Raw genomic sequence first — 25,505 nt, 5'->3', positions numbered from 1 at the left:
GACTAGGAGCTTAGAAAGGGAAAAATGAACTATACAGTTGAACTAACCCGCTTCAAGGTCAAGGCAGGAAAATCTGCCGTCGTTGACGAATGGATGAAATTCTTAAATAGCCATATGGAAGAAACCCTCCTGACCCTTGAGAATGAAAAAATGTATGTTGAGACCATTTTCAGAGAAACCCTGGACGGTCAAGAATACCTCTACTGGTATTCTGTCCAAGGTGTCGGGGGAAGAGCAGTTGAAGACTCCGATTTTGAAATTGATAAAAAACATCTTGAGTATTGGGCAGAATGTATTGATGATGAGGCTGGATTTAAAGACCTGGATACACAGGTCGTGATGATTCAAAAACCACTGATAGAAACGATGGAACAGCTGGACGCTCGATAAAACGAAATGAAAGAAACTGGGAAAGCATCATAGATGCTTTCCCAGTTTCTTTTTGCATTCACTAAACAATTAGCAAATTTTCCCAAAAATTGGGAAGTCAAAAACATGATACGGGTTGAGTGATATAGCCGTTTCATTTATTTTTAGTACTAGGCAAGGAGTCGCAGGTAGTACTGGAGTACAGCAAGACGAGTGAACGAAAAATAAAAGATAAACGAAAAGACTATAGATTAAAATCAACAAACATAACCGCAAGCCCCTATAAAACTCCCCATCATTTCTAGTAAAAAGGGGTGTTTTTTCACTATCCACTAGACAGGGGATATCTTGGAACAGCTCACTGATGATTGCTTATTTGGGACTAATTCCTAAGGTAATGCGACCAATACGGCTGATACGGGTCATCTTCCAAGCCGGCGACCAAACGACTTCAATACCTGCATTGTTAATACCGGCAATTTTCTTTAAAGCATCAATGAGTTCATCTGGTAAGGTCTCAGAACAAGTACAGCCTGCATCAGTGAACGTCATAATCACCTTGCAAAACCCACTTTCATCCAAATTGATTTCATATATCAAGCCTAAATTGTAAATATCAAGTTCTATTTCTGGATCATAGATACTCTCTAAGGTCTCAACTAACTGACCCTCAAGCGCCAAGGCACGGTCATTGATTTTAATATCATCTCTCATATTCTACTCCACAACAGGTTTTTTTATTAATCTTTACCCCGTATCAACACTTCCCCTTTTTAAGTCTGCAGAAACAAACAAGCTCTTTTATAGACTTTCAGTTTTGATTTAGTCCGAGGCAACGAGTCGCGTAGGCATAACTAGAGTGAGGCAAGACCAGATAACCACAGAAAAATGAAAACTGAACGACTATATAACTTTCCTCAATTTTAATCCTAAGTTTTCAGAAAGGCCGTTCATAAACAACAATAAAGCAACTACTAGAAATTCACTGCCCTACGTAGCAGAAGTAAGGTAAATTGACAAGGAAATCTGTTCCTCTGCAACACCGACAGCTGACTGGCTTTCACAATCTGAGAACCGTGAAAGATTGGAGATAAGGATAGCAAAGCTAATCTCCTCTCCAGCAACATTCAGCAAGGTCAACTACCGACAGAAGAAAATGATAGTTATGAATATAGCTATACTTTTATAGTCGTTTCGTTTATCTTTTATTACTTCGTTCACTCACTTTGCCGTACTCTAGTACAGCCTGCAGCTCGTTGCCTAGTACTAAACTATAATGTTTATTGAGTTGGCTACTATTTTCTCATATTTTCTACTGTTTTTCAAGAATGAATGAAATCTTTTCAAAAAACAGCCTTGAGGCTGTTTTTTTACTCTTTCGTTTCTAATGCGCGTAACATTTGATCAATCTTATTCCCATATTCAATAGATTGGTCTTTTTCAAAGACTAGATCTGGGATTTTATACAAGGTGAGCTTGCGACCAAGTTCCCGTTTCATGGTTCCTTTTGCCTTTTCAAGCCCTGTCTGTACTTTCTGATTGTCAGAAGCCAGGTCACTCATGATAGAGTAATAGACTTTAGCCACCGACAAATCGCCTAGCATTTGAACATCTGTTATGGTTACACCTTGAACACGTGGGTCCCGGACTTTCTTTTGCAAAATCTCATTGATTTCACGTTTGATTTCCATACCCACACGATCTGTACGAAAATGATTCGCCATCTTCTTTCCTCCTATTTAAAGGATTTTCTAATTGAAAATCAAAGCAAAATGCTACAATTTTTATCTCATAGCTTCATTTAACGGAGCTACACTACTACTGAGAGCTGAAGAATGGTGAGAGCATCAATAGGGGATGATTGGTTGAGCTACCTTATGAAACTACCAGTCGACCGCTTAGCGGTAGCTAGCTGGCTATTCTCTGCATGTCAAAAGTGACATGCCTAGCTAGCCTCGCAGGGGTCTCAAGACGAAGCGTTCCGCTTCTGTTCGGCCGCCTATTTTGTCCAGAAGTTGCTTTACGCTCTCACTACTTCGTTTTAATCTCTTCCATAATATAGGCTTCAATGATGTCGTCAACTTTGAGGTCGTTGTAGTTTTCAATCATGAGTCCACCCTCACGGCCATTGGTGATTTCTTTGACGTCATCTTTGAAATGTTTTAGGCTGGCAAGTTTACCATCAAAGATAACAACACCCTCACGAATGACACGTACACTTGAGTCACGAGTAACTTTTCCATTGATTACCATAAATCCACCGATGGTTCCCACTTTTGAAACCTTAAAGGTTTCACGAATAAGCGCTTCACCAATGATTTTTTCTTGATATTCAGGATCAAGCATTCCTTTCATGGCATCTTCCATCTCCTCGATTACTTTATAGATAATACTGTGGAGACGGATTTCTACATCATCAGCTTCTGCCTGTTGGCGTGCCTGCGGTGTCGGACGTACACTAAATCCGATGATGAAAGCATTAGAAGCTTCTGCCAAGGTAACATCAGACTCATTGATAGCACCAACTGCTGAATGGACGATATTGACACGGACACCTTCTACTTCAATCTTTTGAAGGGATGAAGCAAGTGCCTCAACTGAACCTTGTACATCGGCCTTGATGATAACATTAACAGACTTAACTTCGCCAGCTTTAAGGGTATCAAAGAGGTTTTCAAGACTGACACGTTGGGTTGCCTGACGTTGTTTCAAGAGGGCCCGTTTAGCACGTTCTTCACCTGCTGCTCGAGCTGATTTTTCATCTTCATAGACTGCAAAATGATCACCTGCCATCGGTGCTTCATTCAAACCAGTAATCGAAACAGGTGTAGATGGTCCTGCCACCTTGACACGGCGACCGAGGTCATTTGTCATGGCACGAACACGTCCGAAAGTATTTCCTGCAACGATTGGATCTTGCACATTCAAGGTTCCTTGTTGGACAAGGAGGGTCGCAACCGCACCTTTTCCTTTATCCAAATGCGCTTCTATGACCGTACCAATCGCACGAACTGTTGGGTCAGCTTTCAACTCTTGGATTTCAGCAACCAGAAGCACTGTTTCCAACAATTCGTCAATATTTTGATTGAACTTAGCGGAGATTTCAACAAATTCACAATCTCCACCCCAAGCGGTTGAGATGACACCATGCTCTGCCAATTCACCGATGACACGCTCAGGATTCGCTCCCGGCTTATCAATCTTGTTGATTGCTACAATAATTGGAACATTAGCAGCTTTTGAGTGATTGATTGCTTCAATAGTCTGTGGCATGACACCATCATCTGCCGCAACGACCAGGATAGTCAAGTCGGTAACAGATGCTCCACGCGCACGCATACTCGTAAAGGCTGCGTGTCCTGGCGTATCAAGGAAAGTGATTTTCTTACCATTTTCTTCAATTTGGTAAGCACCGATATGCTGCGTGATACCTCCTGCTTCACCTGTTGCAACACGCGAATGACGAAGAGTGTCAAGAAGGGTCGTTTTCCCGTGGTCAACGTGTCCCATGATGGTTACAACTGGTGGGCGCTCTACCATTTCTTCTGGATTGAGGTAGCCCTCTTCCACAAAGAAACGCTCAATATCCGCGTTGTCCACTTCTACTTTTTCTTTGGCTTCAATTCCATAGTCCACCATCAATAATTCAATCGTGTCTCCATCTAGGGATTGATTTTGAGTTGCCATAACTCCCATCATAAAGAGTTTCTTAACAATTTCAGCTGGTTCTCGCTTAATACGTTTTGCGATTTCAGCAACCGTCATGCCCGCTGTATACTCAAACTCAGTTGGCAATTCATGGAACTTACGTTCAGTGATAGGCTTGGCTACTTGTTGCTGTTTGCCTTTTTTAGTTTTCTTATTTGGATTCCAGTTACTATTTCTTTGATTTCTCACTTGATTTTGACTATTTCGATTCTTCTGTTGTTTTCTTGGACCATCTTCTTCGTGATCAAAATCATCACGACGTTTATCTGGTCGAGCTTGTTTTTTCCGACGTTTATCTGTAGCAGGTACAGCTTCAACCGCTGCTGGTACAACCTTCTTCGGTATTGCTTCTACTACAGGTTCTTCAAACTTAATTTCTTTTGGCTTTTTGGGCTGCTTCTTGGCTTCTTGTGCTTGGCGGAAACGTTCTTCACTTGTACGTGCATATTCCTGCAGTTGCTCTGCTTTTAAAGCAGCTGCTCGAGCCTTGAAATCAATTTTGGCACGTGTTTCTTCCACTCTTGAGCCTTGTGCAACACGATTTTGCCCCTTAGTAGTCCCTTGAGCTGAGCGCTTCTCAAATCCTTGAGTTCGATTATCTCTACGTTCTTGCTCTTTAGAGTCACGACGTTGCTTTTGGTGTCCGTTTGAACGGTTGTCTTGCGGACGTCCTTGATCTTTTCTCTGATTGCGTCTTGCCGCTTGCTCTTTGGCACGTGCTTCACGCTCTGCCTTGAAATTACGGCTTTTTGGGCGATTTGATGCAACTTGAGGCGTTGGAATGGTAGCTTTTATTTCTGTAGCTACAGATTGTGGTGCCTGCTCTCCTTTCTTGCTCGGAGCTTGCTCCACCTTTTCCATTACTTTCTCAAATGTTTTTTTCACTTCCGCAAACCCAGCAGCAATCCGATATGCCTCTTCTGCTTCGACACTTGATGAATGGCTTTTCACCTCAATGCCTAATTCCTTTGCTTTGGCGACTACTTCCTTACTTTCCTTGCCCAATTCCTTGGCAATCTCGTACAATCTCTTCTTAGACAATATCTTGTCCTCCTGTTCTATTCCATAATAGACCTCATTTTCTTAGTAAATCCAGCATCTATCACAGCCAGCACCTTGCGTTGCTTACCGACTGCTGAGCTTAATTCCAGCGTTGAAAACGCGGTAACGACTTCTACCTGGTAGGTACGACTTTTATCTGTAATTTTCTTACTTAAATTAGGACCTGCATCATGGGCTAAAAAGACCAACTTTGCCTTTTGCTTTTGAATGCTTTCAACGACCAGTTCTTCGCCTGAAATCAAGCGACCAGCTCGCTGCGCCAATCCGAGTAAGTTTAATATTCTTTGCTGGTTATTCAAGTCCCAGTTCTCTCCTTTTGACCTTGTGATCAACATAGGCAATCAATTCATCATAAAATTCTGCGACTACTTCCATGCTAAAGGCACGGTCAAATACGCGTTTTTTCTTAGCTTGAGCTGCTTCAGCATTATCCAGCTTGATATAAGCTCCGCGGCCATTTGCTTTCCCTGTCGGATCAATAAAAACTTGGCCCTCTTTATTTTTTACAATGCGCAATAAATCCCGCTTGTCAATAATCTCTCCAGAAACAACCGATTTGCGTAAAGGAATTTTTCTAGCCTTTGCCATAAGTACCTCCAAACAGGTTTATTCACCTGCTTCTTGTGTTTCTACAGCTGCAGTATCTTCTGCTTCACCATAAAGCGCAGCTTCCATTGCTTCGTATTCTGATGCCGATTTGATATCGATGCGGAAACCTGTCAAATGAGCTGCTAAACGCACATTTTGTCCGCGACGACCAATGGCAAGAGAGAGTTTATCATCTGGTACGACCACTGTCGCATGCTTTCCATCTTCTGTATCAAAGATGACTTGATCAACTTCTGCTGGGGCAAGGGCATTGTAGATAAATTCTGCTTCATCTGCTACCCATTCAATTACATCAATATTTTCTTCCATTGGAACCATGCGATCTTGTTTCGCATCATAGCGGGCTGGGTGGAATTTCCCTGTAATCTTCTTAATATTTGAGCCGCCACGACCAACAATTGTTCCGATAGCATCCACGTTTGGATTGTGGCTACGCACCGCAACCTTGGTCCGATCACCTGCTTCACGGGCAACACTCATGATTTCTACTGTTCCATCATAGACTTCTGGGATTTCTTGCTCCATTAAGCGCTTGATCATTTCTGGATGACTACGGCTGACAAAGACATTGACACCACGCGCATTGTCTTCCACCTTGTACACGTAAACTTCAATGCGATCATGTGATTGGAAGACTTCCCCAGGAATCTGGTCTTGTTTTGATAATTGCGCTTCGATATTCCCCAAATTGACATAGATGAAGCGATTGTCAAAGCGCTCAACTGTTCCAGACATGATTTCTTTTTCCTGTCCCTTATAGGTATTGTAAGTAATAGCGCGGGTCTGCTTGCGCATTTTTTCCATAATGGTCTGCTTGGCAGACTGAGCTGCTACACGACCAAATTCTGCAGGTGCTTCTTCAAATTTAATCTTATCCCCTAATTCATAAGCTGAGGAAATCGCCAAGGCATCTTTCAAGCTAATTTCAAGACGACTATCAAAAACTTCGTCTACTACCTCGCGGACAGTATAGACACGAAAATCTCCTTTTTTCTCATCAAACTCAATCGCAGCCGATTCAGATTGACCGTAGCGACGTTTGTAGGCCGAACGGAGGGACTCCATAACAGCCTCAATGATGTCTTCTTTTTTAATCCCCTTGTCTTCCTCCAAAATACGGAAGGCTTCTTGCATTTCTTTACTCATCTTATTTTCCTTTTTCTCAAAAGGTCCTTTCTGTTAAATTTTTACAGCCAGACGTGCTTTGGCGACCGTCTGATAGGGAATGGTCACTTGTTTTGTTCTTGTTTTATCCAGATATTCAATCACTAACTCTTGATGTTCAAAGGAAAGGAGAGTCCCTTCAAAGACCTTACTTTTATCAACTGCTTGATAGAGTTTGACATGGATATACTGACCGACAGCTTTCGCGACTGCCTCAGCATTTTTTAACGGCCGCTCAAGACCAGGGCTAGTCACTTCTAGCATGTACTGTGCTGGAAACGGATCCGGCTGAATGTGATCCAAAAGTGGACTAATCACTTCTGATAACTCGACCGTATCGTTGAGGGAAATACCTCCCTCCTTATCTACAAAGATAGATAGAACATCATCGCCACCCATTTTGCCATACTCCACATCGACCAGCTCATAAGGTGCCTTAATGTGTGGAGCAATCGCTTGCGTGACAATGTCTATAATCGTTGCCATTTAAAACCTCCCTCTAGAGACATATCGAAAGGGCTGGCACAAGACCAACCCTCCTTTTCTCTACTTTTTAGTAGTATAACATAATTTCAAGGCTCTGTAAAGGGATAGATGTCAGAGCTACGACAAACTGGATACAATATCCCCTTTTACAATACCATCTAAAATCCCCAAGACAAGTCTGGAGTCACAACAATAGTTGTACTGCAGCAAAGAATTGGGGATTTTCTCCAATTCTTTTGTTGATTTTTATGGAGGATGATTTTATGCTATTTCTCAGCATTTTTTTCTGCACGGGCAACAAAAAAGGTTGGCGAAATTTATCCAAAACGGACTTTTTCTTCAACCTGAACATGCGATTTTTCGAATGGTTTTTAAAATGCTGCTTCTACACGATAAATGACTTGACCTTTGTTCGAAAATTTCTCTTCATACTCGGTCATGACATTATCTTCCATATCGCTGGCATGTAAATCAAGCCAGACACCGTTTAAGGTCATGCCATACTGAGAAAAGCTGACAAGACTGTATTCAAAAAGTCCGCGATTGTCAGTTTTAAAATGAATCTCACCTTTTTCTGGTAAAATTTCTTTATAATTATCCAAAAAATTCTTATAGGTCAATCGACGCTTTTCGTGGCGTTTTTTGGGCCATGGATCCGAAAAGTTCAGATAGAGGCGGTCAATCTCTGCTGGCGCAAAGTAGTTGGTCAAACTGGACCCATCTACCTGCAATAACTTAATATTAGGCAAGTCTGCCTCCACCACACGATCCAGGGCGTAGCTTAAGACCGTCATCTGAATATCAATCCCGATATAGTTAATATCTGGATTTTGAGCTGCCATTCCTGTGATGAAACGACCCTTTCCAGAACCAACTTCGATATGAATGGGATTGCTATTGCCAAACATACTAGCCCATTTCCCCTTACAATCCTCAGGATTCAAAATGACATATTGAGGATATGCTAGGAGCATATCACTAGCTCCTTTACGATTTCTTACTCTCATACTTCCTTATAATAGCTCTTGCGAAAATAGCGCAAGGCGTAAATTTCTTTATTTGCTGCTTCCATATCATAGCTTTCAACATGTTTTGCAATCTGGTTCAGATAGCCGAGTTGACCATACCAGTAAATTTTGTTTAACACCGTATGGTTGTATTTGTAACCATAGCTTCTCAGCCATTCTTCCCATGACTGTCTTGGAATATAGTGGGTCAATACATAGGCCACATCCATCATTCGGTCTGTTACACAAGCCGTCTCCCAATCCGTCAGATAAATCAAACCACTCGTTGTTTCAACCCAGTTGGTATGGTGTAAATCCCCATGGACAAAGGTCGCCACATCCTTACGAAAAGTTGGTAAATGAGCCAACAAATCACTACAAACCGACTGAAGATAGCTATTTTTCGAGAGCCTAGCGGGTGCTTCCTGCTGCCACTTACGAACCAAGTCCTGTGGCTCTTGATAGGTGTAGTTAAGCTGCAAGGCTTGATTGAGCAACATCTTAGAATAGTGCATGCGCACCAAAATTTGCTGGACCTGTTTGCCCCCCATTTCAGAACGAGTGAGGATATGACCATTCAACCATTCCTGCTCGACACGCTGACCAACCCCCAACTCCCTATTAGCGGATAGAACCGGAGGGGTAATCTGTTCATGCGCCAAAGCAGAAACAATCGGTGGCATTTCATACTTGACAAAAACGGGCGTTCCATCTGTTCGCATGCCCTTAAATGCTTTACCACTATTTCCTGCGATCGATTGCAGACGAAGTCCGCTTGTATCAAATTGCATGCCAGTTCTCCTTTAAAAATTCTTTACTATTTTACTAGTTTTCATCTCATTAGTCAATCAATTTCTTTGATTTCAATCCGAGATATAGATGTGCTAAAATGATTCCTAATCCCGCTAGTACGACAAGGTACACTCTATCTTCTAACACTAGTATCCCTACAAGCAACTGCAAAACAAGAACCAGATACATGATGCATTGAACAACCCATTTAAAACTCTCAACTTTTTCCTGCTGACTGACCGGATAAAGATGTGTCAGATACTGGTAATCGTAGGCATGATAGAGCGGTAGTAACTGAAAGAGTAACAGATAATCAAATAAGACCGCCAAACCCGCTGCAAGCCAAGATTCCTGAACAAGAAGAAGACTAGCTACACTTAGAGCTACCAAGCGAAGACTGATCCAGAAAAAATCTCCCGAACGCAAAAAGCTACGAATAAATAGGTAATCCCATGTCCTATTCTGCCATTTCTTGACAAGAGTTAGCAGAGGATCTAGATAGTTACGCCGCTTGACATCACTACTGAGTCCTTTGACAGGAGTAAAGAGGGAATAAAACTGTAAAATACTCTGCTTGCGCCTCATCTCATACTGCACTGCCTTGTCCCAATCCAGATGCCCTGACTGAGCAATAAAACGTGTCTGAAAGGCCAACCAAGCATATTTCCCAACAGTTAAAATCAAGAGATAGAGCAGAAAGAGCAACAAGGTCCAGCCCAATTTCAAGTAAAGGGGCAAGAGCAAAACCTGTCCTAAGATTTGGACAAACCCCCAGAGCCAAATGGCACGCAGACGTGCTAGCTGAATATTTCTAAGAACCTCATCTTCTTTTGGTAAGAGGAAGATACGGTCCGCTGATTCTAAATAGGTTGCAATTCGTCCTGAAAAGAAGAAAAGCAGGGTCGCAATAGCTAATAGTAGGTAGACAAGCCAAGGAGTTGTTGGAAAATGTTCCAACAGCGCTCGGTATTGCAGAGCCAAAAAGCCGAGCAACACCATTAGAACGAGAACAAAGTGATCATTTAACACATAGCGAAGATACTTGAGACAGCGCTGGGTAAAGGCCAGTCGGCGTTTCTGAAATAGTCCTTTCATACTCCTGCACCCTCTCTGGTAAGAGCAAGATAAAGCTCATTTAAGCTGGCATCTTCACGACCAAATGTTGCTTGTAGTTCTGCCAAATTGCCCTGCGCCCGCACCTCTCCTCGATGTAAAATGACAAAGCGGTCGCACATTTTCTCAGCTGTATCCAAGACGTGGGTCGACATCAAAATAGAAGTACCTTTCGCTTTTTCTTCTTCTAATAGACGAAGCAAATCATCAATAGCCACCGGATCTAGCCCCAAAAATGGCTCGTCAACAATCAGCAGGCTCGGCTGGATCATAAAGGCGCAAATAATCATGACTTTCTGCTTCATTCCTTTTGAAAAATGAACCGGAAACCATTCCAATTTTTCATCTAATCGGAAGATTTTGAGTAATTTTTCTGCCTGCACAAAAGCCTGTTCCCAGTCCAAGTCATAGGCCATCGCCACCACTTCTAGATGCTCTTTCAGGGTCAGTTCCTCATAGAGACTCGGCGTTTCTGGAATAAAACCAATTTTTTTCCGATAGTCTTGTGGTTTTGATTGAAGGCTTTCCCCATCAATCAGAATCTGTCCTTGATAGGGCGATAAAAGCCCAATAATTTCTTTTATAGTCGTTGATTTTCCTGCACCATTTAGACCAATCAATCCAACCAACTCTCCATCAGCTACTTGAAAGGAAACGTCTTTTAAAACAGGAATATTGACATAACCACCCGTCACATTTTTTACTTCTAACATACATTTTTTCCTATAATTTGATATACTTATTATAACAGAATTTTGGAAAAGGGGTTTGCATTATGTCAGATTGTATTTTTTGTCGCATCGTTGCTGGAGATGTTCCCTCATCTACCGTATACGAAGACGAACATGTCCTTGCTTTTTTAGATATTACTCAAGTCACAAAAGGTCATACCTTGATCATCCCCAAAGAACACTTCCGCAACCTGTTAGAAATGGACGAAGAAACGAGCGCGACATTATTTGCTAAAATCCCAATCATCGCACAGCACTTAAAAGAAAAGCTCGGAGCAAGCGGTATCAACCTACTGAGCAATATGGAAGAAAGTGCGGGACAGACCGTTTTCCATACCCATATCCACCTCTTGCCTCGCTTTGACAATCACGATGGACTACACATTACCTTTGATACCAATGAGCCTGATTTCCCAATCTTGGCACAATTAGCAGACCGATTACGAATGGAGGCAAAATGAAATTAAAACACCTAATCGCAGCAGGAACAGCTGCTACTATCACCTATCTCGCTGTTCAAAATCGAAAGAAAATCGCACATGAAACGACAGAAGCCATGGATAGCGTCCGCCGCATACAGGAGAGCTATCAAACTATCCAAGACCAGCTCGCCTTTATCCAAAGCTATCAACAGCCACTCCAAGAAATGGCTAGAGATCTCCAATACAAACTGCGGGTCTACCAACAAGCTATCGCAGGCAACTTGAACGAAATTCAAAAGATACAAGTAACAGAACAAGAAAAATAAAAGGAAGTGGGGAAAGAGCTCGACAGGTCAAAAAAGAGTTCGATTTTTACCTTATTTCCTGCATTCTAGCTAATGAGTTAACAAAGATAAACGAAACGACTATAAAAGCTCATCAAATGTGACTGTTTATATTCTGAAGTAATATAGTCTTTTAGTTTACTTTTAGTACTAGGCAACGAGCTGCAGGCTGTACTAGAGTACAGCAAAGCGAATGAACGAAGTAATAAAAGATAAACGAAATGACTATACATCAAAATAGTGACAAAAACTGATAAGCAGCTCCGAAAAAAACTCCTAGAAATGGTATAACCTTTCTAGGAGTTTTTTTATGTCATATACGATAGATACTATCTATCTTTTTCTATTTTCTAGCTTGACAGATTGATGCGTATCCAGTAGCTGAAGAGCAAGATTCATCGATTGCTTCTTGAAAACCTATTGTTGTGAACCATCAAATCCAGTCGAGCCCACTCCCTCCCCAGCTGAAATGGTCATCCCTGACAAATTCGTGTAGGCGTTAACCACCGAAATAGGGGTAGCAGTCATTGAAACTCTGACATTGGTCTTTAGCTCGGCAGATGTCGGTAAATCGAGCGAGGTCTTAATCGTATTTTGAATATTAAGTAGTTCTTCACTGGTTGGAATTTGATAAGAAAGACCATCAATCATTTGGCTCTCTCCAACTAACTGGTAGGTTTCAATCGTCTTCAAGGAATCTTGATAGCCTAAAAGTCCCGGGAAAGAAGCTGGTGTAATCGACACATTCGTGCGCATATTGTTTGAAATGGCATCTAAAATAGGCTTATATTGGGTAATCCCATCTAGATTCAACAGTTTTTTCACGATAGCCTGGATGACTTCACGTTGGCGTTTTTGGCGACCAATATCCCCTTCTGGATCATCATAGCGCATCCTAGAATAAACCAGGGCCTGATTTCCGTTGACATGTTGCTCACCAGGATCAACTACTGCTGTATAGGCCGGCTCATATTCACTGATTGAAATCGGAAAGCCTAAGGTATTATTCACGGTAATTCCACCTATGGCATCTACCAGTTCAATCAAGCCATCCATATTAATCTCAACATAGCGATTGATATCTATGTCCAGCATCTTCTCAACTGTTGCAATCGCCATCGGAGCCTGACCATAACTGTAGGAATGGTTGAGTTTTTCAACCGTCCCACTTGAACTCCCATCAGCATTAGCAATTTCCACCATTATATCGCGCGTTAGGCTGACCATGGTTGTTTTTTGGCTTCTAGGATTGACTGTTACCAAAATCATGGAGTCACTTCTTCCTTCTTCCCAATTACCACCACGGCTCACCTGATCCATGTCCACTCCCATCAAAAGAACTGTAAGAGGTTCTGTCGCTTCAATGACATGGTCCTCTCTTTGCCCTTCAATCGATTTGAAAGTCTTAGAAAAACTATCCGTTGAATAGTTTAACACCGTTGTTGCATAGAGTGCACCAGCCCCAACGGTTAAGCCAACAATGGCTAGAATCATGAGAAAAATCTTCTTACCAATACTCATTTATCGTCTATCAGCTTGCCCATGTAATATAGGTCAAGCCATTCTCCTTCGTCTGTTCTTGCACCCCATTTTTGAGTGCCTTCTATTGCAAATCCCAGCTTCTGATACAGGGAAACCGCACGGCTATTTCGAATCTGAACTGTCAGTTCGAGCCGCTTGATGATACCATTGCTCCTTGCCCATTCCACCACTTCTTGTAAGAGAAGTTGCCCGATTCCATGACCCCAATAATCTTTTCGTACGGCAATAAAGATATTGCCAACATGGCTAATCCGATACTGGTTGGAGGCACGAACGGTGACAGCTCCAATGACCTCATCTCCACAAACAGCAAGAAGGTGAAGTTGGTTTGGACTGCCAAGACTATTGTCAAAAATAGCTGCTAACTCATCTGACGTAAACCGAAATCCTGTTTCATCCATGACAAGAAAGTCTGTTTCTCCTGCCACTTGATTCATAAAGTCAATGAAAGCTACCGCATGGGCACTTTCTGCCTCCTCAAAGAAAATCTCTTTTTTAATCTGTACCATGTCCAATCTCCTCTACCAAGGCCTGACTTCTTTTTCCTTGCGGAGCAAAGGATATCCTACGACCGTCACCAACTTTTTCAATGACAATCCTTAAAACATCATCCAATAGCGAGGCGTCAAGAAGCTCACCCCATTCGATTACAGTCACACCATCTCCATAGAGAAAATCATCCAAATCAATCGAATCAGGATCATCTCCAATCCGGTAAACATCCAAATGATAGAGTGGCAGACGCCCCTCATACTCACGGACAATCGTATAGGTCGGACTCTTTATCATCTGCTTAATCTCAAGACCTTGCGCAATTCCCTTCGTCAGGGTGGTTTTCCCAGCACCTAAATCACCAGTCAGAACCAGCACATCACCTGCCTGTAGTGACCGACCAATCGTCAGTCCAACTGCTATCAATTCTTCCTCATTACGACTATACATGCTTTCTATTATATCACAGTCATATCCCTTTGTCATTTTATAATCCAGTTTATCTACGGACATGCACATGAAAAAAATGCAGGTAACTAGTTTTCTAGCCACATGCACTTTTAGACATTTTCAAGCGATTTACATTTCCTACTCTATAAAAACAGGGAGATCTCGTTTGACCCACCCTGTCTATGGTTCAAAAATACCCAATTAAAGAATAGCCAAGATGATAAAGTTCAGAATGAACAAAGCTGTTGCTCCCCAAAGAATTGGGTGAATCTCTTTTGCCTTGCCTGTTGAGACTTTGACCAAGCAGTAAAAGATAAAGGCTGCTGCAATTCCGTATGAGATAGAAAAACAAAGTGCCATGAAGAAAGCCGCAAAGAAAGCTGGTAGCGCATCCTCAAAGTTGCTCCAATCCACATCAAGGAATGAAGAAACCATCATAACCCCAACGATGATCAAGGCTGGAGCCGTCGCTGCTGCAGGTACAATACCAACAAACGGTAAAATAAGGATAGAAAGCAAGAACAAAATAGCTGTCGTCACTGCCGTCAAGCCTGTTCGTCCACCTGCTGAAATACCAGCAGCAGATTCAACATAAGTCGTTGTATTTGATGTTCCAAAAATCGCACCGATAGAGGTACCAATAGCATCGGCAAACAGAGCCTTATCCATTTTTGAGTTGAAGCCTTTACCATTTTCAAGTGCCACTTCATCTTCTGCTGAGAAGATTCCTGTCTTACGACCTGTTCCGATAAAGGTACCAAGTGTGTCAAAGGTATCAGACAAGCTGAAAGCAAAAATCGTCATGAGTACCAATGGCAGACGCTCCGTATCGCTAAAGAGTGATGACATCCCTCCAAAGGCTGCAAGGAAAGTGGTCCCTAGCTCTGCAAAGGCACTTCCAATATGATTTTCTGCAAAGTTAATAGAAGAAACATCAACCACTCCTGCTGGTATACCGGCAAGCGTTGTTGCCACAATTCCAATCAAGATACCACCGCGGACATTTTTAATAACCAAAATAGCGGTTAGAATTAAACCAAAAAGAGTCAAGAGAACACTTGGATCTGTAAAGGTTGAAATAGCTGGAACTACTCCTCCACCTGCTAGGACTGAAAAGACCCCGTTTGAGAAAGTATCTGCTGTTGCATCTGCAGGAGCTACTCCATTCACTGTCATAATATCAGAACCTGATGTCAAAAAGGTAATAAGATTCGCATTTTTAAAACCAAGGTAGGCAACAAAAACTCCGATACCACCACCGATAGCATGCTGTAAACTAATCGGAATCGCCTTGATAATGCTCTTACGAACCTTGGTAACTGTAATAAAAATGTTAAACAAACCGCAGAGGAAAACCATGGCTAAGGCTTCCTGCCAACTAAAGCTGAGTCCGATAACTACTGTATAAGTAAAAAAAGCATTTAAACCCATCCCTGGTGCCAAGGCATAAGGGACATTGGCAAACAAGCCCATGATAAGGGTTGACACGGTACTTGCGATAATGGTGGCTAAAAATACCGCTTGCGAGGGCATACCCGCAACGCTCAGTATACTTGGGTTAACAAATAAAATATAAGACATGGCAAAGAAAGTCGTCAAACCTGCCACGATTTCCGTTGAAACAGTCGTTCCATGTTCTTTTAGACCAAAAAATTTGTCCATTTTAAAAAAATCTCCTTTATTTACGAACAATATACACATTATAACCCAAAAACATTCACTTTTCAACCCTAAAGTTCCTGAAGTCACTGATTTTCTCATACAAACCTATCGTTTTATAGGGAAAGGTCCGAATTTTCCTTATTTCCCTACCAGTTCGATTATATGTCTACTAGTTCAGAATTCCAACAACGTACTGTAAACAAATGACATGCTTGAAGTTTGTATACATGGGCTTCCTATCCCCTCCCAAAAAACTGGATGATTATGAAAAGAACCTCCTTAGTAAGAATAGTATAGCCCTTTAGTTTATTTTTAGTACTAGGCAAACAAAAAGACTATATAGCTGAAGATTCCCCAATACTTGCCATATAAATAAACAGTCCAACTAAGCTTGCTAAGTTGGACGTCATTCTACCTTAAGACCATCGTTTTATTTGAAGTTGAGCTTATACGAAGAATCGAAATAACCGTAACAGCAGTTTATCGAACACATACACAATCTTTTGACTCAATAATGGGATATTCAACCAGCTATCAATCTTACTCCTCATCATCTCTACAAATAATCCTGAAATAAATATCAAAAATGCAAAAAAGAATACATACAAAATCCCAACAACAAGCCTTTCATTCACAACGAATGCAGTAGCTCCTTTAAGGATAGTATTCCAAATAACTGGATTAGATTGAAACAAATAAATACCAAAAGCATACGGAGATAGTTTTGAAACCACTGTAGCAATACGGGAATTGAGTCGGAGTCTAGAAAAGAGGATAACCATTATCATACCTGATAATACAATTGTAGGGGAAATATAGCTAACGTAGAATACATCGCCTTTCTTGATATAGGTAAACCAAGTGATAAAGATGCAACATCCCCATACTATCATAAGAAATAGTGAACTTTTCTGTGCAAACACATGCACTCTCTTCATCAGAACACCAATACAATAGAGCACCAGCAACCAAATGGCAGAATATCCAATTTGTGACTTAAATGGATCTCCGAAGCTTCCCATCACTGAAAACAAGAATATAAGAACAAGAAATGCTCTCTTACTTTGCACTTCATCGATTGAAAATAGAAATTTATTTAGAAGTGGCATTGCAAAAAATAAAACAACGAAAGCCGTAAAATACCAAAAAGTTCCAAAAGTAACCAGAAAGACACTGCGTTTAATATCGATTATTCCCAATCCTCCTCCTATCCCCAAAAGAGAGAGGAAGATCGTGAGAACAAAGGAGTAAAAGAATGCTTGAAACCACATAGATACTATTTTCTCATATCTCTGTTTCCGATTCTGTGCAGTATAGCCGCTTATCATTGCAAAAGAATCAACTGCACAGTACGAACTGATTTCCAATAACCAAAAAACTTTATGTCTTAAAGAGCCTGCGGTCAGTGCCTCTAAAATTCCACCTTGTCCTAGTACGTGCAATACACATACCATAAACATTAAAACGAATCGAAGTAAATCGAGTCCATAATTTCGATGGTTCATTCCATACTCCCCTTACTAAATTGTTAACAAGCTATTGTATTGTACCACAAATTTCAGACACTCTCCATTCAATCTCCATTTCTTGACTTGACTATCTTAGCCTGGTGCAAAAACAAGAAAAAAGAGAGAACCCAACTGCGATGTCGACGCCTTAATCATCTTCCTCTATTACTTCTAGATGCAAGTCTACACAGTCCCTTGCTCCCTAGTATCTAGGCTCAGCACTGACTTTCATATAGTCATTTCGTCTATCTTTTATGACTTCGTTCACTCGCTTTGACCTACTCTAGGTACAGCCTGCAGCTCGTTGCCTCATGCTAAAAGACTATATATAATAGAAAACTGTAGGAGATTGAACATAAAGAGATTGAGGAAAATCTCTATTTTATAACCAGATGATAGTGACTACTCTTAGCAGAAAAGACTGACAATCCATCACTTAACTCACTCGCTGGCAAGCCTGTTGGTTATTTCAAGAATTTCTGCCCAATCTCATCCTCTAACTTAAAGACTGATTTACCACTATTTTACAAGTCAGGTAAGGACTCTGTCAAGCTCTAAAATATAACGAGATGAAGCGCTTTTCCTCAGAGTCAAGGCGTTTGGAAAATATGAATGGCTACACACGGTAGATGACACATTAGAAAAATGCAGTTCCCTCATCTGACATTTTTCAACTCAATCGAGTCGAACCAACCCTAGGATAACAAATGCTACCTCACATTCTTACAATAAAAACACAGCCAACCTATTCTAACTACACTTTGCGAAACCTTGCTGATTCTGCTATACTTAAACGTATGCGTTTACGAAAAAAGGAGTGAAGCACGTATGACGAAAAAGATGATTGCCCTTGATTTAGACGGCACCTTATTAAACAAAGATAGCCAATTAAGCACCTACACGATTGAAACGATTCGTAAGGTTCAAGAAGCTGGCCATACTATCATTATCGCAACCGGTAGACCCTACCGCATGGCCTACAATTATTATAAGGAACTAGGACTCTCTACCCCCATGATTAACTTCAATGGTTCACTCATCCATATTCCTGACCAAAACTGGGAGTGGGAACAAAACATCCTTATCGATAAGCAGTATTTAATGGACTTTCTAAAAGAAGAAGAACGATTTGAAGCAGACTTTATTGCAGGAGAATATAAAAATAAGTTTTTCATCACCCAAAATTATTTGGAAAACTTTAGCCCTGCCCTCTTAGGTGTTGAGCAAATCACTCCTGACACCTTGATGAAGCCTGAACGGATTACATCAGATCCACACTCCATTTTGATGCAGACACGCGCACATGACAAATACGCCCTAGCAGACGATATCAATCGGTATTTCAATGGTGAACTGGAAATCAACACCTGGGGAGGACCACTCAATATCCTTGAAACCTGTGCCAAAGGTGTGACCAAGGCTTCTGCCCTCACTTATTTGCTGGACCACTACCGTATGGAAGCCACAGACCTAATTGCCTTTGGTGATGAGCACAATGACATCCAAATGCTCTCTCTAGCAAGTAAGGGATATGCCATGAAAAATGCCAGTGATACTCTCCTCCCCTACGCTGACTGTCTGACAGACTATACCAATGAGGAAGACGGAGTAGCAAAAGAGCTTCAAAAGCTATTTTTAGACTAGACTGTGTAACTTCTGCTTTGGGAGGAAGCTGTTTTTATGGCTCAACGCAATCGGACGATACATTTTTCTATCATCTTTATTTTCGAATAGTGAGGGGTAGAAAAATTCTTTATTTATCGGACATTTTTGTAAATTATGATGCAAATGTATAGACCAATTTCAGAAACTTTTCCACAAAATTTACTCATAGACAGCATATATTTACTTGACAGAAAACTTGAAAACGTTTTATAATAAAACAGTTCTAAAATGTTGTCTCAATAGACAGCAACATGGAGAACTTTAGCCAGACAAACAAACTGAGAGTTAGTATCTAGATAGGCAGGCACTACAAAGAGAGAGCCATTTTGCTGGCTATCAAAATTTTTAGGAGGAAACATAATGAGTATCGGAATCATTATTGCAAGCCATGGTGAATTTGCCGCTGGTATTCATCAATCTGGTTCAATGATTTTTGGCGAACAAGAAAAAGTTCAAGTTGTAACTTTTATGCCAAGCGAGGGGCCAGATGATTTATACGCCAAATTCAACAATGCTGTGGCAACTTTTGATGCGGATGACGAGATCTTAATTCTAGCTGACTTGTGGAGCGGTTCACCATTCAACCAAGCAAGTCGCATAATGGGAGAAAACCCAGACCGTACATTCGCTATCATTACTGGTTTGAACTTGCCAATGTTAATTCAAGCCTACACTGAACGAATGATGGATGCAAATGCAGGCGTTGCTGCTGTTGCTGCCAACATCATCAAAGAATCAAAAGACGGAATCAAAGCCCTTCCAGAAGAATTGAACCCTGTGGAAGAAACAGCTGTTGCACCACAAGCTGAGAAAGCTCAAGCTGCTATTCCTGAGGGAACGGTCATCGGAGATGGGAAATTAAAAATCAACCTTGCTCGTATTGACACGCGTCTCTTACACGGTCAAGTCGCAACCGCTTGGACACCAGACTCAAAAGCAGACCGTATCATCGTTGCATCTGACTCAGTAGCTGCTGATGCGCTTCGTAAGGAATTGATCAAGCAGGCTGCACCAGGAAACGTGAAAGCAAATGTCGTACCAATTCAGAAATTGATTGATGTTGCAAAAGATCCTCGCTTTGGAAATACACATGCTCTTATCTTGTTTGAAACACCTCAAGATGCACTTCGTGCAATTGAAGGTGGTGTGCCAATCACGACCCTGAATGTTGGATCAATGGCTCACTCAACTGGTAAAACCATGATCAACAACGTACTTTCTATGGACAAAGAAGATGTCGCAACCTTTGAAAAATTGCGCGACTTAGGTGTTGAATTTGACGTTCGTAAAGTACCAAATGACGCGAAGAAAGACTTGTTTGACTTAATCAACAAAGCAAATGTGCCTCACTAATTTCTAAATCAGAACAGTGATACGATTGATTGCTACAAATCAGATGAAACATACGAGCTGTTGCCTATCACAACTTGAAAGCCTCCTCTGGTTGCAAGAACAAATCAATCCACATACACAAAGAAGTAGAAACAATCGTTTCTATCTCTACTCTATCGTATAGTTATAAAAAGAAAGGATCTATCATGTCATTCATTTCAATGATTTTGGTCGTTTTAGTCGCATTCCTTGCTGGTATGGAAGGAATTCTCGACCAATTCCAATTTCACCAACCAATTGTTGCATGTACTCTCATCGGTCTTGTAACAGGTAACCTTACTGCTGGCGTTATGCTAGGTGGTACGCTTCAATTACTCGCTCTTGGTTGGGCGAACATCGGAGCTGCTGTTGCACCAGATGCTGCTCTTGCTTCTGTTGCTGCGGCTATCATCTTGATTAAAGGTGGTGACTTCTCACCAGCTGCAATCAGTGTCGCTCAAGGGATTGCTATTCCTCTAGCGATTGCTGGACTTTTCCTTACAATGCTTGTTCGTACAGCTTCTGTCGCTCTTGTACACGGGGCTGATGCTGCCGCTGAGAAAGGCAATTTCGCTGCTCTTGAGCGCTACCACTTAATCGCTCTTTCTCTTCAAGGACTTCGTATCGCTGTCCCTGCTGCCCTTCTTCTTGCAATTCCTGCTGAGTCTGTACAAGCAATGCTTGAACTCATGCCTGAATGGCTCAAAGGTGGTATGCAAGTCGGTGGTGGAATGGTTGTTGCCGTTGGTTTTGCCATGGTTATCAATATGATGGCAACACGCGAAGTATGGCCATTTTTTGCGATTGGTTTCGTACTTGCTGCCGTAACACAAATTACCTTGATTGGATTTGGTGCCCTTGGTGTTTCAATCGCCCTTATCTATCTTCACCTTTCAAAAACAGGTGGAAATGGTGGCGGAGGTGCTACCTCTAATGACCCAATCGGCGATATCCTAGAAGACTACTAAGAAGGGAGATTTACAATGTCAGAAAAACTACAACTTTCCGTAAACGACCGTAAAAAAGTATGGTGGCGTTCTCAATTCCTTCAAGCTTCTTGGAACTACGAGCGTATGCAAAACTTGGGTTGGGCCTACTCGTTAGTACCTGCTCTTAAAAAACTCTATACCAAAAAAGAAGACCAAGCAGCAGCTCTAAAACGCCACATGGAATTCTTTAATACACACCCATACGTGGCTGCTCCTATCCTTGGGGTAACACTTGCCCTTGAAGAAGAGCGTGCAAATGGCGCAGAAATCGATGACGCAGCTATCCAAGGGGTAAAAATCGGTATGATGGGGCCTCTTGCTGGTATCGGTGATCCTGTCTTCTGGTTTACTGTTCGTCCAATTCTTGGTTCTCTTGGAGCTTCACTTGCCCTTTCAGGAAATATCCTTGGTCCAATCATCTTCTTCGTAGCATGGAACCTTATCCGTATGGCATTCTTATGGTACACACAAGAAATTGGCTACAAGGCTGGTTCTGAAATTACAAAAGACATGTCAGGTGGTATCCTCCAAGACATCACTAAAGGTGCTTCTATCCTTGGTATGTTCATCCTTGCTGTCTTGGCACAACGTTGGGTATCCATCAACTTTACGTTCAACGTATCAGAAGTACCCCTTGCAAAAGAGGCTTACATCCACTGGGATAAACTAGCAAACGGTAGCGAGGGCATCCGTCAAGCTTTTGAACAAGTTGGACAAGGACTTTCACAAACTCCTACTAAAATCACAACTTTCCAAGATAACTTGAACGGCTTAATCCCAGGTCTTATGAACCTGCTCCTTACCTTCTTATGTATGTGGTTGTTGAAGAAAAAAGTTTCTCCAATTACCATCATCATTGGACTCTTTATCGTGGGCATCCTTGCTCGTGTAGCAGGTATCATGTAAGAATCTGTATCTACAGTTCAACACTTTGATTCAAGTCTGATTTTCCGCTACTCATCGTTCGTTTTTTAAAAGTAACCAACCCATGCTTTAAAAAAGTGCTCATAAGTATCGAAAAGCGATGTCCTAAATCAAAGTAAGTCACTTGTGAATACATATTCTCAAAAAGAAGGTTTCGACCTTCTTTTTATGATAGAATAAGACTCTACCCGTGTGCTACTTCATTTCGAAGACCGTTCATTCACATCAACCTCTTCATTGTTAGCAGATTGATGAAAAGGAGACAACGGAGCCGTAGATAGTTGAAATAGTCACTAACTATTTCAAAATAGACAAGAAAACAGTTACTTTTCTCAACAGTTCCGCAAGATAAGCTATGATAGTCTTTCAGGTTCAATTTAGTACTAGATAACGCATCGCAGACATCACTATAGAGAGCTAGGCAAGACGAGGAACGACATAGGAAAACTATCATAGCCGAAAAGCGGATGTTTGACGAGTATAAGGAGAACAACAGTAAAGGATAGGCTATGGTACAATCACAAAATAAAACCGTTGATTTACAAACAAGCGGGGTTTCTTACTTAGGAATGGGAGGCAAGGTCGGAAAGTTTCTCATTGGTGACAAGGCTTTGGAATTTTATGCAGATGCCAATGTCGAAGATTACATTCAAATTCCTTGGGAGAATGTTCAAAAGATTGGTGCCAATGTTTCTGGCAACCATATCAGTCGGCATTTCCAAGTCTTTACAGACAGCGGAAAATTCCTCTTTGCTTCCAAGGATTCCGGGAAGATTTTAAAAGAAGCCAGAGAACATCTCGGCAATCAAAAAGTCGTAAAATTACCGACATTATTACAAACAATCGGTCAATTTTTCAAAAATCTATTTGCAAAAAAATAAAAAATCGAGTATAATAGTCGCAACGGATAAGTAATATCAAGCGTCTTTCAGAGAGTCTGCGGTCGTTGCGAGCAGGTAGGCAAATGGTATGAAATTCTACCGTTTATCACATTTTTATACAGAACTAAGTGCACTCATGTGAAGTTGGATGGAACCGTGGCTCTTGTCACTCCAACAGATTCATGGGTGCGTTTTTTATAGGAGGAAAGTATGTTAGATATCAAACGTATTCGAGCAGATTTTGATAAAATTGCAGCGCAACTTGCAAGCCGTGGTGTAGCTACCGAACCCCTTATAAATATCAAAGAATTAGATATAAAACGCCGTGAGATTCTGGTAAAGGTAGAGGAATTAAAAGCAGAACGCAACACCGTTTCAGCCGAAATTGCCCAAGCAAAACGCAACAAGGAAAATGCAGATGACAAGATTGCTGCCATGCAGGAACTCTCTGCAACCATTAAAGAATTGGACGCTGAACTCCTTACTATTGACGAGAAATTACAGGCCATTCTTATCATCTTGCCAAATACACCACATGATAGCGTACCCGTTGGTACAGATGAAGAAGAAAATGTAGAAGTTCGCCGTTGGGGTACACCGCGTGACTTTGACTTTGAGCCAAAAGCCCACTGGGATCTTGGGGAAGATTTAGGGATTCTCGACTGGGAACGCGGGGCAAAAGTAACTGGTGCTCGCTTCCTTTTCTACAAAAATCTCGGTGCTCGCTTGGAACGTGCCCTCTACAACTTTATGCTAGATGAACATATCGCAGAGGGCTATCAAGAAGTCATCACTCCTTACATGGTCAACCATGAATCCATGTTTGGAACAGGGCAATATCCAAAGTTCAAGGAAGATACTTTTGAGATAGCTGGTACAAACTTTGTTCTCATTCCAACAGCTGAAGTCCCCCTCACCAACTACTACCGCGACGAGATTTTAGACGGTAAAGACTTGCCAATCTACTTTACAGCCCTCAGTCCCTCTTTCCGTTCAGAAGCTGGATCTGCTGGTCGTGATACCCGGGGGTTAATTCGCTTGCACCAATTCCACAAGGTTGAAATGGTCAAATTTGCCAAACCAGAAAAATCTTACGAAGAATTAGAGAAGATGACAGCTAATGCGGAAAACATTCTTCAAAAATTGGGACTTCCTTATCGTGTTCTTGCTCTTTGTACAGGCGACATGGGCTTCTCTGCGGCCAAAACCTACGATTTAGAAGTCTGGATTCCTGCCCAAAATAGCTATCGTGAAATCTCTAGTTGTTCTAATACAGAAGACTTCCAAGCACGCCGTGCCCAAATCCGCTACCGCGATGAAGCAGACGGTAAGGTGAAACTCCTCCATACCTTGAATGGATCAGGACTTGCCATAGGACGTACAGTAGCCGCTATCCTTGAAAACTATCAAAATGAAGACGGTTCTGTCACTATCCCAGAAGTCCTTCGTCCATATATGGGCGGGGCTGAAGTCATTGCACCGACATCATCCCGTTAATCAAGACCAAAAAAGGTTGAAGAAAAAGTCCATTTTGGACAATTTTCTCCAACCTTTTTCTAATCCACTCAGAATAAAAAAACTCTTATACTTAACTAATTTCAAAAATAGAGAATTTTTAAACTAATTTTCAAGGGAAAGCGAACGTAGTGAGCTAAAAGGCTACTTCCGCCGTAGTGGTAATCCTCGGCAATAAATACCTTGTGGCTGAGGACGGGATTTTCAAAACCTTTAGCTCGAAAATTAGGAATGAAACTCCGTATCCGTCCGCACAACTTAAGGAAGTAGTAAGAAATGCTAATTTTGATTTTAAATGAGTATTAGAAATAGCCTAGATGCAACTTTCTAAAGAGTTTAATGAAGTGTGTGCTTTCACACCAATTTTTAGATGTTTGTCAGTAGAGAGCTGAGGCTAAGCACAAAGTCCAGCTTTCTAACTTTATGAACCGAATGACCTTGACGCAGTGGCTGCTTGCTTCAATGGCTATCATGACGTTGAAGGTTGGCAATGAACTGCTGCTCCTTTTTGTTTTATAGTCATTTAGTTTATCTTTTATTATAATCAACTGAAACAAGAACAGGCCAAAAGAGCCTCAATGAAAGTATGGGCATTTGGCAATACTTTTCTGAGGTGTTTTTTGATGTGAGCCCATGTTTTCTCGATGGGATTGTACTCAGGTGAGTACGGAGGAAGTGGTAAAATTCTATGCCCCTGCT

General features: G+C 41.5%; 26 protein-coding genes. 9 read left to right on the top strand and 17 right to left on the bottom strand.

The window, feature by feature from the left end; translation table 11 throughout:
• The first annotated feature begins 24 nt into the window (after positions 1-24).
• Positions 25-390 (top strand): DUF6176 family protein, encoded by a 366-nt coding sequence (locus E4T79_RS07300; RefSeq protein ID WP_135029069.1) that lies wholly within the window; start codon positions 25-27, stop codon positions 388-390.
• Positions 391-741: 351 nt separating this feature from the next.
• On the opposite strand, the gene E4T79_RS07295 is transcribed toward E4T79_RS07300, so the two are convergent.
• From E4T79_RS07295 to E4T79_RS07245, 11 genes are all read right to left on the bottom strand, one after another.
• Positions 742-1,083 (bottom strand): metal-sulfur cluster assembly factor, encoded by a 342-nt coding sequence (locus E4T79_RS07295; RefSeq protein ID WP_135029067.1) that lies wholly within the window; start codon positions 1,081-1,083, stop codon positions 742-744.
• Positions 1,084-1,739: 656 nt separating this feature from the next.
• Positions 1,740-2,093, bottom strand: a complete 354-nt coding sequence (gene rbfA, locus E4T79_RS07290) for a 30S ribosome-binding factor RbfA (RefSeq protein ID WP_135029065.1) — start codon at positions 2,091-2,093, stop codon at positions 1,740-1,742.
• A 307-nt stretch (positions 2,094-2,400) separates the two neighbouring features.
• Positions 2,401-5,118 (bottom strand): translation initiation factor IF-2, encoded by a 2,718-nt coding sequence (gene infB, locus E4T79_RS07285; RefSeq protein WP_135029063.1) that lies wholly within the window; start codon positions 5,116-5,118, stop codon positions 2,401-2,403.
• 17 nt (positions 5,119-5,135) lie between these two features.
• On the bottom strand, positions 5,136-5,474 hold the full coding sequence (locus E4T79_RS07280; RefSeq protein ID WP_135029061.1) for a YlxQ-related RNA-binding protein: 339 nt from the start codon (positions 5,472-5,474) through the stop codon (positions 5,136-5,138).
• A complete protein-coding gene (locus tag E4T79_RS07275) occupies positions 5,431-5,727 on the bottom strand; it encodes a YlxR family protein (protein ID WP_135029059.1) in 297 nt (98 codons plus the stop codon). The genes E4T79_RS07280 and E4T79_RS07275 overlap by 44 nt, the downstream gene beginning before the upstream one ends.
• Positions 5,728-5,745: 18 nt before the next feature.
• Complete coding sequence (gene nusA, locus E4T79_RS07270; RefSeq protein ID WP_135029056.1) at positions 5,746-6,894, bottom strand: transcription termination factor NusA; 1,149 nt, start codon at positions 6,892-6,894, stop codon at positions 5,746-5,748.
• A gap of 33 nt (positions 6,895-6,927) precedes the next feature.
• Positions 6,928-7,398, bottom strand: a complete 471-nt coding sequence (gene rimP / locus E4T79_RS07265) for a ribosome maturation factor RimP (protein WP_135029055.1) — start codon at positions 7,396-7,398, stop codon at positions 6,928-6,930.
• Between the two features lie 371 nt (positions 7,399-7,769).
• Positions 7,770-8,405 (bottom strand): tRNA (guanosine(46)-N7)-methyltransferase TrmB, encoded by a 636-nt coding sequence (gene trmB, locus E4T79_RS07260; protein ID WP_135029053.1) that lies wholly within the window; start codon positions 8,403-8,405, stop codon positions 7,770-7,772.
• Positions 8,402-9,196 (bottom strand): phosphotransferase family protein, encoded by a 795-nt coding sequence (locus E4T79_RS07255; RefSeq protein WP_135029051.1) that lies wholly within the window; start codon positions 9,194-9,196, stop codon positions 8,402-8,404. The genes trmB and E4T79_RS07255 overlap by 4 nt, the downstream gene beginning before the upstream one ends.
• 49 nt (positions 9,197-9,245) lie before the next feature.
• Complete coding sequence (locus E4T79_RS07250) at positions 9,246-10,292, bottom strand: ABC transporter permease (RefSeq protein WP_135029049.1); 1,047 nt, start codon at positions 10,290-10,292, stop codon at positions 9,246-9,248.
• Positions 10,289-11,023, bottom strand: a complete 735-nt coding sequence (locus E4T79_RS07245; protein ID WP_135029047.1) for an ABC transporter ATP-binding protein — start codon at positions 11,021-11,023, stop codon at positions 10,289-10,291. Before E4T79_RS07245 ends, E4T79_RS07250 begins: the two co-directional genes overlap by 4 nt.
• Before the next feature lie 62 nt (positions 11,024-11,085).
• Between E4T79_RS07245 and E4T79_RS07240 the strand changes: the two genes are divergently transcribed.
• Entirely contained in the window at positions 11,086-11,502 is a 417-nt protein-coding gene (locus E4T79_RS07240) for an HIT family protein (protein ID WP_135029046.1), read from the top strand.
• Positions 11,499-11,789, top strand: coding sequence for a chemotaxis protein (locus E4T79_RS07235; RefSeq protein ID WP_135029044.1), 291 nt, complete (start codon positions 11,499-11,501; stop codon positions 11,787-11,789). The genes E4T79_RS07240 and E4T79_RS07235 overlap by 4 nt, the downstream gene beginning before the upstream one ends.
• Before the next feature lie 435 nt (positions 11,790-12,224).
• Here E4T79_RS07235 and E4T79_RS07230 read toward each other — a convergent pair whose 3' ends face one another.
• The 5 genes from E4T79_RS07230 to E4T79_RS07210 all read right to left on the bottom strand — a co-directional run bounded on the left by E4T79_RS07230 (position 12,225) and on the right by E4T79_RS07210 (position 17,458).
• Positions 12,225-13,328: an LCP family protein gene (locus E4T79_RS07230; protein WP_135029042.1), complete on the bottom strand. Its 1,104-nt coding sequence runs from the start codon at positions 13,326-13,328 to the stop codon at positions 12,225-12,227.
• Positions 13,325-13,858 carry a GNAT family N-acetyltransferase gene (locus E4T79_RS07225; RefSeq protein ID WP_135029040.1) on the bottom strand — a complete coding sequence of 178 codons (534 nt, stop codon included), beginning with the start codon at positions 13,856-13,858 and terminating at the stop codon, positions 13,325-13,327. Before E4T79_RS07225 ends, E4T79_RS07230 begins: the two co-directional genes overlap by 4 nt.
• On the bottom strand, positions 13,845-14,291 hold the full coding sequence (gene tsaE / locus E4T79_RS07220) for a tRNA (adenosine(37)-N6)-threonylcarbamoyltransferase complex ATPase subunit type 1 TsaE (RefSeq protein ID WP_135029116.1): 447 nt from the start codon (positions 14,289-14,291) through the stop codon (positions 13,845-13,847). Before tsaE ends, E4T79_RS07225 begins: the two co-directional genes overlap by 14 nt.
• Positions 14,292-14,492: 201 nt before the next feature.
• Entirely contained in the window at positions 14,493-15,953 is a 1,461-nt protein-coding gene (locus E4T79_RS07215; RefSeq protein WP_135029039.1) for an NCS2 family permease, read from the bottom strand.
• Positions 15,954-16,399: 446 nt separating this feature from the next.
• Positions 16,400-17,458 (bottom strand): acyltransferase family protein, encoded by a 1,059-nt coding sequence (locus E4T79_RS07210; RefSeq protein ID WP_135029037.1) that lies wholly within the window; start codon positions 17,456-17,458, stop codon positions 16,400-16,402.
• An 831-nt stretch (positions 17,459-18,289) separates the two neighbouring features.
• On the opposite strand from E4T79_RS07210, the gene E4T79_RS07205 reads away from it, so the two are divergent.
• From E4T79_RS07205 to serS, 6 genes are all read left to right on the top strand, one after another.
• Complete coding sequence (locus tag E4T79_RS07205) at positions 18,290-19,105, top strand: Cof-type HAD-IIB family hydrolase (protein ID WP_135029035.1); 816 nt, start codon at positions 18,290-18,292, stop codon at positions 19,103-19,105.
• Positions 19,106-19,486: 381 nt separating this feature from the next.
• The gene (locus E4T79_RS07200; RefSeq protein WP_135029033.1) at positions 19,487-20,479 is read left to right on the top strand and encodes a PTS sugar transporter subunit IIB; all 993 of its coding nucleotides are present in this window, start codon (positions 19,487-19,489) and stop codon (positions 20,477-20,479) included.
• 185 nt (positions 20,480-20,664) lie between these two features.
• On the top strand, positions 20,665-21,465 hold the full coding sequence (locus tag E4T79_RS07195) for a PTS mannose/fructose/sorbose transporter subunit IIC (protein WP_076995097.1): 801 nt from the start codon (positions 20,665-20,667) through the stop codon (positions 21,463-21,465).
• 15 nt (positions 21,466-21,480) lie between these two features.
• Positions 21,481-22,392, top strand: a complete 912-nt coding sequence (locus tag E4T79_RS07190) for a PTS system mannose/fructose/sorbose family transporter subunit IID (RefSeq protein WP_135029031.1) — start codon at positions 21,481-21,483, stop codon at positions 22,390-22,392.
• Between the two features lie 527 nt (positions 22,393-22,919).
• Positions 22,920-23,291, top strand: a complete 372-nt coding sequence (locus E4T79_RS07185; RefSeq protein WP_135029029.1) for a DUF956 family protein — start codon at positions 22,920-22,922, stop codon at positions 23,289-23,291.
• Positions 23,292-23,501: 210 nt separating this feature from the next.
• Positions 23,502-24,788, top strand: a complete 1,287-nt coding sequence (serS, locus tag E4T79_RS07180; protein WP_135029027.1) for a serine--tRNA ligase — start codon at positions 23,502-23,504, stop codon at positions 24,786-24,788.
• A 562-nt stretch (positions 24,789-25,350) separates the two neighbouring features.
• On the opposite strand, the gene E4T79_RS07175 is transcribed toward serS, so the two are convergent.
• On the bottom strand, positions 25,351-25,505 hold a 155-nt coding region (locus E4T79_RS07175), incomplete at its 5' end, for a transposase (RefSeq protein ID WP_194183804.1).

The sequence above is a fragment of the Streptococcus sp. LYSM12 genome, assembly GCF_004569635.1.
GTDB lineage: Bacteria > Bacillota > Bacilli > Lactobacillales > Streptococcaceae > Streptococcus.
Note: the sequence above shows the minus strand (reverse complement) of the source record. Positions and strands in the feature narration are given on the sequence as shown.